12 protein-coding genes are annotated in these 11,531 nt (G+C 61.4%); 11 read left to right on the plus strand and 1 reads right to left on the minus strand.

Features of this window, described 5'->3' with window-relative positions; genetic code table 11:
• Positions 1 to 78: 78 nt before the first annotated feature.
• From BM346_RS16125 to BM346_RS16175, 11 genes are all read left to right on the plus strand, one after another.
• On the plus strand, positions 79 to 2,484 hold the full coding sequence (locus tag BM346_RS16125) for an LPS-assembly protein LptD (RefSeq protein ID WP_227662789.1): 2,406 nt from the start codon (positions 79 to 81) through the stop codon (positions 2,482 to 2,484).
• A gap of 16 nt (positions 2,485 to 2,500) precedes the next feature.
• Positions 2,501 to 3,820: a peptidylprolyl isomerase gene (locus BM346_RS16130; protein ID WP_227662788.1), complete on the plus strand. Its 1,320-nt coding sequence runs from the start codon at positions 2,501 to 2,503 to the stop codon at positions 3,818 to 3,820.
• Positions 3,817 to 4,833, plus strand: a complete 1,017-nt coding sequence (gene pdxA, locus BM346_RS16135; RefSeq protein ID WP_092015604.1) for a 4-hydroxythreonine-4-phosphate dehydrogenase PdxA — start codon at positions 3,817 to 3,819, stop codon at positions 4,831 to 4,833. Before BM346_RS16130 ends, pdxA begins: the two co-directional genes overlap by 4 nt.
• Entirely contained in the window at positions 4,830 to 5,660 is an 831-nt protein-coding gene (gene rsmA, locus BM346_RS16140) for a 16S rRNA (adenine(1518)-N(6)/adenine(1519)-N(6))-dimethyltransferase RsmA (protein WP_092015607.1), read from the plus strand. Before pdxA ends, rsmA begins: the two co-directional genes overlap by 4 nt.
• A complete protein-coding gene (locus tag BM346_RS16145) occupies positions 5,653 to 6,453 on the plus strand; it encodes a symmetrical bis(5'-nucleosyl)-tetraphosphatase (RefSeq protein ID WP_092015611.1) in 801 nt (266 codons plus the stop codon). The genes rsmA and BM346_RS16145 overlap by 8 nt, the downstream gene beginning before the upstream one ends.
• A gap of 58 nt (positions 6,454 to 6,511) precedes the next feature.
• Positions 6,512 to 6,841, plus strand: a complete 330-nt coding sequence (locus tag BM346_RS16150) for a DUF423 domain-containing protein (RefSeq protein WP_092016045.1) — start codon at positions 6,512 to 6,514, stop codon at positions 6,839 to 6,841.
• A gap of 10 nt (positions 6,842 to 6,851) precedes the next feature.
• Positions 6,852 to 7,052 carry a sulfur carrier protein ThiS gene (gene thiS / locus BM346_RS16155; RefSeq protein ID WP_092015614.1) on the plus strand — a complete coding sequence of 67 codons (201 nt, stop codon included), beginning with the start codon at positions 6,852 to 6,854 and terminating at the stop codon, positions 7,050 to 7,052.
• A gap of 64 nt (positions 7,053 to 7,116) precedes the next feature.
• Entirely contained in the window at positions 7,117 to 7,926 is an 810-nt protein-coding gene (locus BM346_RS16160) for a thiazole synthase (protein WP_092015617.1), read from the plus strand.
• A gap of 190 nt (positions 7,927 to 8,116) precedes the next feature.
• Complete coding sequence (gene slmA, locus BM346_RS16165) at positions 8,117 to 8,710, plus strand: nucleoid occlusion factor SlmA (RefSeq protein ID WP_092015620.1); 594 nt, start codon at positions 8,117 to 8,119, stop codon at positions 8,708 to 8,710.
• Positions 8,711 to 8,924: 214 nt separating this feature from the next.
• Positions 8,925 to 9,791, plus strand: coding sequence for an alpha/beta fold hydrolase (locus tag BM346_RS16170; RefSeq protein WP_092015623.1), 867 nt, complete (start codon positions 8,925 to 8,927; stop codon positions 9,789 to 9,791).
• A 108-nt stretch (positions 9,792 to 9,899) separates the two neighbouring features.
• On the plus strand, positions 9,900 to 10,886 hold the full coding sequence (locus BM346_RS16175) for a calcium/sodium antiporter (protein ID WP_092015626.1): 987 nt from the start codon (positions 9,900 to 9,902) through the stop codon (positions 10,884 to 10,886).
• A gap of 53 nt (positions 10,887 to 10,939) precedes the next feature.
• Here the strand turns inward: BM346_RS16175 and BM346_RS16180 are convergent, their stop codons facing one another.
• Positions 10,940 to 11,407 carry a GNAT family N-acetyltransferase gene (locus tag BM346_RS16180; protein WP_092015629.1) on the minus strand — a complete coding sequence of 156 codons (468 nt, stop codon included), beginning with the start codon at positions 11,405 to 11,407 and terminating at the stop codon, positions 10,940 to 10,942.
• Between the last annotated feature and the right edge of the window lie 124 nt (positions 11,408 to 11,531).

Genomic DNA, 11,531 nt, shown 5'->3' on the forward strand with positions numbered 1-11,531 from the left:
AAACTAGCCCCGTTTTCAGGGAGTTTCCCGCGGAGGCTTCACGTTGTCATTCCGACCACCAACAGGATGCCGGACCCGGTGCCATTGATCTCTCTCTCCAGGCCACTGTCAGATTGCCTGCCGCCGGTAGCGGTGTCGGGCCTCGTTTACGCCGGCAGCCTGCTGGCGGCTGCCGGCCTGGTCCTGATATCAGGTCAGGTGATGGCGCAGCAGACAGCGGCGGAGATGGACTGGCGCCCAAAGGCCGAGCTGCCTGCGGATGACCGTGATCGCTTGCCCGCCTATTGCGCCGGCGGCTACCTGCAGGCGGGGCAGGGGTATATGAATCCGCAAACAGCCGCCGACGTGGCGGCACCGGTGACGGCCAGCGCTCTCTCGGCAAGGTACGAAATCGATACCGAGTTGCAGCTGCAGGGGGATGTCAGGCTCTCCCAGGGCGGCACCGAGCTCACCAGTGAGAGTGCCCGATATGATCAGCGCCGTGGCGTGATCGAGCTGAAGGGCCCGATGACCAGCCGCAGTCAGGGTCTGTTGCTCACGGGGGAGGAGGCCAGCTACAACGTCAACAGCGGATATTTCGAACTGACCGGGGCCAGCTTCCTGCTCCACGATGCGGAAATACGCGGCGCGGCCAGCCGGGTCAGTCGCCCGGAGGCGGCCGTGGTGCGAATTGAGGGCGGCTTTCTGACCACCTGCGCTCCCGGCCAGAATGACTGGTCGCTGGTGGCCTCTGACATTCGGCTTGACCAGGAAAAGGGTTTTGGCACCGCCCGCCACCTGCGCCTTCAGGTCAGGGGCGTGCCGGTCTTTTACTGGCCCTGGGCCACCTTTCCCATTGACGACCGCCGCAAGACCGGGTTTCTCTATCCCGCTTTCGGCACCTCCAACGCGGGCGGTGGCGTCTATCTTTCGGCGCCTTACTACCTGAACCTGGCATCCCATTACGATGCCACTCTGACGCCACAGTATATTCATGGCCGGGGTCTGTTCACGGAGGCGGAAGGGCGCTACCTGAGCCGGTTCGGGGAGTCGGTGCTGCAACTGGGTTATATCGGCGAGGATGAGGAATTCCGGGATCAGTATCCGGCCGAGTCCGGCGAGCGCTGGGCCCTGGATTTCTACAGCCGCGCCGATTTTGGCAGTGGCTGGCAGGGCTACGCTGATTATTCGGTGGTGTCCGACAACGACTATCTCGGTGATCTCAATCAGACCCTGGATATTGGCCGGGCCACTCACCTGGAACGTCGCGGCGGCATCGCCTACCAGGACCACTGGCAGAATCTGGAGGCTTACGTCGCCGGCTATCAGACCTTGACGGACACCGTGGCGGAGGATGACAAACCCTACGACCAGCTACCGGCGATCCTGTATGATGCGCGGATTCCCGCAGGACCCTTCCAGATGGCTCTGGATAGTCAGTACATCTGGTTTGATCGTGATAACGAAGGCCTCACCGGACTGGACCGAGCTGTTGGCCAGCGGGTACGCGCCGTGCCGGAAGTCGCCCTGCCTCTGCGTTCCGCCTGGGGGTATATGCGGCCCTCGGTCGGCGTGGACCAGACCTGGTACGACCTTGACGACTACACCCTGGGTGACGGCGATTTCGACCGCACCGTGCCGGTGGCGCAATGGGACAGCGGCCTCTACTTCGACCGCCAGACCCGGCTTTTCGGCAATGCCTATAATCAGAGTCTGGAGCCACGGTTGTACCATGTATGGGCGGATGCGGACTCCGACCAGGAGCACATTCCAAATTTTGACTCCGGCCTGCGGTCGTTCCGGTTCGACAACCTGTTCCAGCCCAACCGGTTTGTGGGGGGCGACAGGGTGGCCGACGCCAATCAGACCGCTGTCGCCCTGACCAGCCGCTTTCACGACGTCGGCTCTGGCGCTGAGCGGGCCCGTCTCAGTCTGGGGCAGCTTTATTATCACGATGACCGGGAGGTGGCCCTGGAAGGCCTGGGGTCCGGTGCCCGCAGCGAATCGCCGCTGGCGGGCGAAGTGGTGCTGCGCCCGCTGGATGCCCTTGATTTGCGTGTGGCCGGGCTATGGGACCCTCGGGAGAACCGGACCGACGAGGGCCGCAGCCAGCTGGTGTATCATTCGCCGGGCTACCGCTACCTGGCGAGCCTGGGCCACACCTACAGTCGTGGCGCCAGGGCCGGAGATTCTTTCGAGCAGATGGATATCGGCGCCATTTTTCCGGTCTCAGACCGGATAAGTCTGATTGGTCGCTGGGTGTATGACTCGCAGCTTGACCGCACCGTGGGTACACTGGCCGGCATCGAATACAACGACTGCTGCTGGAGTTTCCAGCTCGTGGGCCAGAGCTACCTTACGGACGACGAGGAGCTGGACAACCGCATTGTGTTCCAGATCCAGCTCAAGGGTCTCGGTGGCGCCGGCGGAACCGGCAGTACCCTGTCCAGCGCGTTTTACGGTTATGACGAGCGTGAGCACCGCCGTTTCGGCTCACGCCCCTGACACGGATTTTTGATACATGAACGAGGTGAGTATGCAGGCAACCCGACGCCTGGCGGGATTCAAGACGCTGTTGATGGCAATGTTGATGCTGATCGCGGGTGCGGTACAGGCAGAGCGCCAGTTGCTGGACCAGGTTATTGCCATTGTGAACGACGGCGTGATCCTGCAGTCCGAGCTGGATGCCCGGGTCGGCACCATAACAGCGCGATTGCGGGGACAGGGTACCGGCCTGCCGCCCCGGCAGGTACTTGAGGAGCGGGTGCTCGAGCAGTTGATTACCGAAAGCATCCAGCTGCAAATGGCCGAGGACATGGGCATGCGCATCAGCGACAACGAGCTCAACGAGACCATCAGCCGTATTGCCCGGAGTAACAACCTTACCCTGGCGGAGTTCGAGCAGCAGCTTGAGGCGGAAGGGGTGACCTACCGGGAAGCCCGGGAGCAGATCCGTCGCGAAATGCTGGTCAGTCGGGTACAGCAGCGCCGGGTGGACAGCCGGGTCCGGGTCAGTCCACGGGAAGTCACCAATTATCTTGAGCAGACCGGCACCGAGGCGGAGACCACCACTGAGTACCTGTTGGGCCATATCCTGATCTCTGTGAATAATTTTTCCGACCAGGCGGAAGTGGAAGCCGCCCGGCAGAAGGCTGAGCGACTGCAGGAGGAAATCGCTGACGGTCGTGACTTCCAGTCTGCGGCGGTAGCCGAGTCGGATGGCAGCAACGCCCTTGAAGGTGGTGTCATGGGCTGGCGCAGCCGCAGTGAGCTGCCCTCCCTGGTGACGGACATTGTGCCAGAGCTGCCGGTTGGTCAACCCTCCGAAGTGCTCAAGAGTGGCAATGGCTTTCACATCGTCCAGGTGCTGGATCGTCGTGGCGGCGAAACCCGCAATGTGGTCCAGCAGGCCAGGGTACGGCATATCCTGATCCGTCCCTCCGACGTGGTCTCCGACGCGAAGGCCGAAAACCGCATCAACGAGCTGTACCAGCGGTTGCAGCAAGGCTCGGACTTCGCGGAGCTGGCACGGGAATTTTCCGATGATCCGGGATCAGCCTCCGAGGGCGGCAGCCTGGGGTGGGTCAGCCCGGGGCAGATGGTGCCCGCCTTTGAAGAGGCCATGATGAATGCGGGTGTCGGAGAAACCACGCGCCCCTTCCGCTCCCGTTTCGGCTGGCACATCCTGGAGGTGCAGGATCGTCGTCGTCAGGACATCAGCGAGCAGGTGCGCGAGTCGGAAGCGCAACAGGCCCTTTACCGCCGGAAGTACGAAACAGAGCTGCAGAACTGGTTGCAGGAAATCCGAGACGAAGCCTACGTGGAGATCAAGAATTCATGACCTCCCCGGTCACCCTCGCCCTGACCGCTGGTGAGCCGGCGGGTATCGGTCCGGAACTCTGCCTACAGCTGGCCCTTGAAGAGCGGGGCCAGCGCATTGTGGTGGTCGCCAGCCAGGCACTGCTTCAGGCCCGGCAGAACGATATGGGTCTCTCGGTGCAGCTGGAGTCCTGGCAGCCCGGGCAGCCGGTTACCTGTGACGCGGGGCACCTTGCCGTAATGGATATATCGGGCGTCGCCACCACCAGCGCCGGCAGGACCGACCCGGGTAACAGCCAGTACGTGCTGGACACGCTCACGGCCGCCGCTCAAGGCTGCCTTGATGGTGTGTTCGACGGCATGGTGACGGCTCCGGTGCACAAGGGCGTGATCAACGAGGCGGGCATTGCCTTCAGTGGCCACACTGAGTTTCTGCAGGAGTTCTGCGGTGTGGAGCGTGTTGTGATGATGCTGGCCACTGAAGAACTGAGGGTGGCCCTGGTGACCACCCATCTCCCTCTCAGGGATGTACCCGGGGCAATTACCCCCGAACGAATCACCCAGGTGACCCGTATACTCGACCAGGACCTGAAGACCTTCTTCGGAGTGGCTCATCCCCGGATTCTGGTGGCCGGCCTGAATCCCCATGCCGGCGAGGGCGGGCATCTGGGGCGGGAGGAGATCGACATCATCGAGCCGACCCTGGAGCGGCTGCGAAGCGAAGGCATCCGGCTTACCGGACCGTTGCCGGCGGACACTCTGTTCACGCCCCACTGGCTGGATGACGCCGACGCCGTGCTGGCCATGTATCACGATCAGGGTCTGCCGGTCCTCAAGTTCCAGGGCTTTGGCCGGGCTGTGAATGTCACCCTGGGGCTGCCCATTGTCCGTACCTCGGTGGATCATGGCACCGCGCTTGATCTTGCCGGCACTGGCAAGGCCGACGCCGGCAGCCTGCACACGGCCATCCGGGTGGGGGAGCAGATGGCCCGGCACCGGCGTGAACATCGGAAGCCCCCGGGAGGCAAGCCATGAGCCGTCATCCAGGCCACCAGGCCCGCAAGCGGTTCGGGCAGAATTTTCTCCACGACCCCGGTGTGATCGAGCGGATCGTTCGCTCCATCAACCCGAAACCGGACGACACCATGGTGGAGATTGGCCCGGGACTGGGTGCCCTGACGGAAGAACTTCTCGCCGTCAATCCGCGGCTGCAGGTGGTGGAGCTCGACCGGGATCTGATCCCTGTGCTGCGCACCAAGTTCTTCAACTATCCGGAACTGCGTATCCACGAAGCGGACGCCCTGAAGTTCGACTTCAGCCAACTCGCTTCCGAGCGTGCTTTGCGGATAGTGGGCAATCTGCCCTATAACATCTCCACGCCGCTCATCTTCCACCTGCTGGAACAGTCCGGCGTAGTGGAGGACATGCATTTCATGCTGCAGAAGGAGGTGGTCCAGCGTCTGGCAGCCACCGCGGGCGATAACAACTATGGCCGTCTCGGCATCATGGCCCAGTATTTCTGCAAGGTGCAGCCCCTGTTCGAGGTGGGTCCCGGCGCCTTCAAGCCGGCCCCGAAAGTGGACTCGGCGATCGTCAGGCTGGTGCCCCACAAGGTCCTGCTCCATCCGGCAAGGGATCTCTCCACCCTGCAAAGAGTGGTTCGCACTGCCTTTAATGCCCGCCGCAAGACCCTGCGCAAATCCCTGGGCAGCCTGATCTCCGTGGATGCGCTCCGGTCACTGGGAATCAATGATAACCTGCGGCCCGAGAACCTGACCCTTGCTGATTACGTAACCATTGCCGACTATCTGGTGGATCACCCGCCGGAAACTTATTCTGGCAACGAGGCTGACCATGACTGATTACGCCATTGGCGATATCCAGGGTTGCTACGAGCGCCTGATGGACGTGCTGGACAAGGTGGACTTCTCTCCTTCGAGGGATCGTCTCTGGGTGGCGGGAGACATCATCAACCGCGGGCCTTCCTCCCTGGAAAGCCTTCGCTACGTGCGTAATCTGGGCAGCTCCGCTGTGGTGGTACTGGGTAACCATGACCTGCACCTGCTGGCGGTGGCCCTCGGCGGCCACGGTCTGAAAAAGAAGGACACGCTCCGGGACATTCTGGAGGCCCCTGATCACCGGGATCTCCTGGCCTGGCTGCTCCAGCAGAACATCTGTGTGCATGACCCTCAGCGCAATTTTGCCATGGCCCATGCCGGCCTGCCCCACATCTGGGAGGTTGACAAGGCCATGGGCCTGGCCCGGGAGCTGGAAGCGGTGCTGCGAGGCCCCGAAGTGGCTACATTTTTCCGGCAGATGTACGGCAACGAGCCTTCCTGCTGGCGGGATGACCTTGTGGGAATGGAGCGCTGGCGGATGATCACCAACTATTTCACTCGCATGCGTTTCATCGCCGAAGACGGCACCCTGGAACTGACCGCCAAGGAGTCGGCCGATGATGCCCCGGATGGGTACGCTCCGTGGTTTTCCCATGAGCGGCCGGATGATGTCAGAGTTATTTTCGGCCACTGGGCGGCCCTGGAAGGGGACACCGGTAGCGAGCGCTATATCGGACTGGATACGGGGTGTGTCTGGGGCGGCAAACTGACGGTCATGAACCTGGATACCGACGAGAAGATACACTGTGATTGCTGACCGCCAGGTTCACCGTGGCTTTCTGGCCACTGGCGCCCTGGTCGCGCTTGTTGCGGTGATGGCCGGCGCCTTTGGTGCCCATGGTCTGCAGGGAGCGGTCAGCGCCCGGGGACTTGAAGTTTTCCAGACCGCCGTCACTTACCAGATGTACCATGGCATTGCCCTGGTGCTGGTGTCACTGCTGGCGGCCGCCGGTCTGGCCAATCGCTTGCTGGCAGTGGCTGGTGCGTTTTTCCTGGCCGGCGTGCTCCTGTTCAGCGGCAGTCTTTATCTCCTGGTGCTGACGGATATCCGCTGGGTTGGCCCCATCACCCCATTGGGCGGTGTCTGTTTCATGGTCGGCTGGGCAGCGTTGCTGTTGGCAGCGGTGAGCCGACCCGAGCATTAACGAGGCAATAATGAACGTCTTTATCAATGGCGAACCCCGCGATATTCCGGACAAATCCAGCCTGCAGACGCTGATCGAGAGTCTGGGTCTGACCGGCAAGCGCCTGGCTGTGGAAGTGAACGAAGACATCGTACCCCGCAGCCAGCACAGCGAGTTCCGGCTCAGTGAGAATGACCGGGTGGAAATCGTCCATGCCATCGGCGGCGGCTGATCCCCGCCGGCCGCCATCCCGTACGTTTGTTCCCGAACCTTTTCCGTAGACTCCAAGGACTCCAATGACAGACCAGAGCCAGATCCAGCTCCCTGAAGACAAGCCCCTTGAAATTGCCGGACGGGTTTACAAGTCCCGGCTGCTGGTAGGTACGGGCAAGTACCGTGACATGATGGAAACCGGCCACGCCATCGAGGCCAGCGGTGCGGAGATCGTCACCGTGGCCGTAAGGCGAACGAATCTGGGACAGAACCCGGATGAGCCCAACCTGCTGGATGTAATCTCCCCGGACAGTTTCACCATTCTTCCCAACACTGCCGGGTGTTATAACGCCAGGGATGCTGTGCGCACCTGCAAGCTGGCCCGTGAACTGCTGAACGGCCACAACCTGGTGAAGCTGGAAGTGCTGGGGGAGGAAAAGACTCTGTATCCCAATATGACCGAAACCCTGGTGGCCGCGGAAGAACTTATCAGGGACGGGTTTCAGGTCATGGTCTATTGCTCCGACGATCCGCTGCTGTGCAAGCGGCTGGAGGAAATGGGCTGCATTGCCATCATGCCCCTGGGCGCGCCGATCGGCTCTGGCCTGGGGATCCAGAACCGGTACAACATCCGGTTGATCGTTGAGAATGCGTCTGTGCCTGTGCTGGTGGATGCAGGCGTCGGCACCGCATCGGATGCCACCATTGCCATGGAGCTGGGGTGTGACGGCGTGCTTATGAATACCGCCATCGCCCAGGCCCAGGATCCGATCCGCATGGCCAGGGCCATGAAGCTGGCCATCGAGTCCGGCCGCGAGGCCTACCTGTCGGGCCGTATGCCGAAGAAGGCGTACGCCAGTGCGTCCTCGCCTATCGATGGCATCTTTTTCTGAAAACAGCATAAAAACTCTTTTTGCCACGGACGACACGGACAAGCACGGATGCAACAGGTAAAACGACTGGGCCCGGAGCTGTCAGGTCGGGTGTCGGTTTATTGAGACAAGACATCCCGTCTTTGTTCGGGTCAGTCCGTGCCGTCCGTGGCTAAACTAAAAAACCATCTCATAGCGCTGTAGTACTGCCATGACCGATTCGAAGCCCAGCCGCAAGGAATCCATCCTCCAGGCCCTCGCTGAAATGCTGGAGAACGACCCCGGTGCCCGTATTACCACCGCCGGCCTGGCGAAGGCCGTGGGCGTCACCGAGGCAGCCCTGTACCGGCACTTTCCCAGCAAACGGAAAATGTTCGAGGCGTTGATCGAGTTCGCCGAAGACACGGTGTTCTCCCGCTGCCAGGTGATCCTCCAGGAAGAGCAGGATGTGCGCGTCCGCCTGCAACAGCTCACCCGGCTGGTACTGATCTTCGGCGAGCGTAACCCCGGCCTTTGCCGGGTACTCACCGGCGAGGCCCTGGTGGGTGAGAATGAAGCCTTGAGAAAACGCGCCTCCCAGTTCTTCGAGCGACTGGAAACCGAGATCCGTCAGATCCTGAAAGAAGGCGAGATCCGCCAGGGCCTTCGTCCCCATCCCAGCGTCATCCGCGGCGCCGACTGGGTCATGACGTTCATCGAAGGACGTATCCAGCGCTTCACCCGCTCCGGCTTCAGCCGTCTGCCGTCGGCGGAGATCGAGGCGCAGTGGCAGATGCTGGTGCGGGACCTCTGGGTCGCAGGCTGATTGCTGCGACAGGAATAGTCCCTGTATTTTTCCCGCGAGGTTGACCATCCCATGGACACTCCTGACCGAATTCCTACGACAATTAGTTGCTGAACTATCTGGTATTTATCAACCCTTTTAGGGCATGATCTGTTTTTAAATGGCACGCGCTCGGTGCATTTCGTTCGGGCGGTATCAAGCAGAACAAAGCGCATGTTTAATCCGGGGAGTATCTATGGAACGTCAGTACCTCACAGGCACCAATGGCATCCGTCTGGCGGCGGATGTGGCGGGCGATCCCTCCCACCAGCCGGTGGTGATGCTTCATGGCGGTGGCCAGACCCGCCATTCCTGGGGCGCTCTGGCCAGGGTGCTCGGCAATAACGGCTACTACGCGGTGAATGTGGATATGCGCGGCCATGGTGAAAGCGAGTGGTGCCCGGACAGTGACTATACCCTCGACCGTTTCGTTGAGGATGTGCACCAGATTCTGGAAAACCTGACGCAGCCGCCGGTACTGATTGGCGCCTCCCTTGGTGGCATCAGTTCGATGATTGCCGCCGCTGCCCGTGAAGCGGACCACATCCGTGGCCTGGTGCTGGTGGATATCGTCCCCAAGATGGAAGTCGAGGGTATCCAGCGGATCCGCGATTTCATGCTGGCCCACCTGAATGGCTTTGATTCCATGGAAGAGGTGGTGGACGCGGTGAGCGCCTATATGCCGCAGCGCAAGCGGGCCGGCAACTCCGAAGGGCTGCGGAAGAACCTGCGTCAGGGGGAGGATGGCCGACTCTACTGGCATTGGGATCCGGCTCTGATGGTGGGTGAGCGGACACCGAACTCCGTCCGCAATGTGGACCGATTGCGTGACGCCGCGAGGCGGATTCAGGCACCAACGTTGCTGGTGCGGGGCAAGATGAGCGACGTCGTGAGCGAGGAAGGCGTCAAGGACTTCCTGGAGCTGATTCCCGGCTCACGGGCCGTCGATGTCAGCGGGGCGGGGCATATGGTGTCCGGCGATCAGAACGACGTCTTCAATGACGCCATCCTCGACTTCCTGGCAAAGCTGGACCAGCGGGAAAAGTCCGCGGTCCTGTCGTAGACGGGCGACGATGACGGGCACCATTGAGTGCTTGCCGGTCACCCTTCCCCGCTGCCGGTTCAGCAGATACCGAGACAGGCCTTCTGTTTGCCATACCCGAACTTGATAATGCTCAAGCGCCTGCCCCCGCTTGTGATCGGTTTGACCGTGGTGGCCTTCGGCACCAGTGCGCCCGAGCTGGCTGTGAGTGTCAGATCGGCTTATGCCGGGCAGGCGGAGTTGGCGATCGCCAACGTGGTTGGGAGTAATACCTTCAACGTTCTCTTTATCCTTGGTCTCGCCGCGGTGATTTCACCGCTGGTGGTCTCGAAGCAGCTGATTCGCCAGGACGTACCCATCATGATTCTCGTCTCGGTGGCGGCCGTGGTGATGGTCTGGGACGGACAGATCGGGCGGCTGGAAGCGGCCCTGCTGCTTGTCGCGCTGATTGCCTACACGGGTTTCCTGTTTGTCCAGGGCCGGCGCCAGAATAACGAAATGTCGGCGAATGAGGTCAGCGAACTGATTCAGGTCAAAGTCCCGACCTGGCGCAACATCCTTCTGGTTGTCGTGGGACTGGCGTTGCTGGTGGCGGGTGCCCGCATGCTGGTAACCAGTGCCGTGACGATTGCATCGTCCATGGGCATCAGCGAAGCCGTCATCGGCCTTACTATCGTGGCGGCAGGCACGTCGCTGCCCGAGGTGATGACGTCGGTGATCGCCACCATCAAGGGTCAGCGGGACATTGCCATCGGCAACGTGGTCGGCAGCAATATCTTCAACATTCTCTGTGTGCTGGGGCTCTCTGCGATGATTTCTCCCGAACCCCTGCTGGCCGGATCGCAGATGGTGGCGCTGGATATTCCGGTGATGCTGGGAGTGGCGGTATTGTGTCTGCCCCTGTTTTTCTCGGGGGCCTCACTGGACCGCCTGGAAGGAGGCCTTTTCCTGTTGCTCTACGTCAGCTATGTCTGGTACATGATCGCCATGTCCCTATCTGCCGGTTATCTTTCACAGCTGCAGTCAGCCATCCTGTTCGGCCTTATCCCGGTGGTGGTTCTGTATGTGGCGGGGAGCCTGGGCAGGGATCTGGTCAAGCGGCGGCAGTCCACCTGAGGGGGTGGGTATCCCGGGCCCGGGCAGGTTCCCCTGTCCGGCACCCGGTGCCACTACCCGAGATCCTGATCCGGTTTCCACTGGTACATGATGAAGTCGCTCGGTCCTGAGGTATAGCGGTCATAGAAACCGCGCCCGCGTTCATTGAAGTACTGGGTTATCCACCGTATGGCTGGCCAGCCACGCTCGGCGGCCAGGGCACGCAAGCTTTCAAACAGGGCATCCGCCGCTCCGCTGCCACGGGCTTCGGGAGCAACGAACAGGTCGTCCAGAAATCCCATCTCGCAGCCCCCCAGAGTTCTGGGACAGGCCCGCACATGCGCCAGGCCAATAGCCTTTCCGGCGCCATCTCGAGCGACCAGAGCCTCAAGGACGTGATTCGGGTCGAGTAGCCAGTCCCACACTCTGTCCGCCGTTGCGTCATCCATTGGCACATCATAGAAGCGGGCATAGCCATCGAACAGGGTGCGCCACTCGGCCTTGTCGTCTACTGTGACAAAGCTGGTCCTGTAGTCAGTCATGATCCATCCTTAATTTTTCGGTTGCTTGTATCTGGTACGGTGGTGGTCTGGATATGCCGCCCTCAGCGCTCGGGGAGAAGCGCGGAGTTCGGCCGCTCGATTGGCTATGCTCGTTACTGGCAGC

Source organism: Marinobacter daqiaonensis (assembly GCF_900115285.1).
Lineage (GTDB): Bacteria > Pseudomonadota > Gammaproteobacteria > Pseudomonadales > Oleiphilaceae > Marinobacter > Marinobacter daqiaonensis.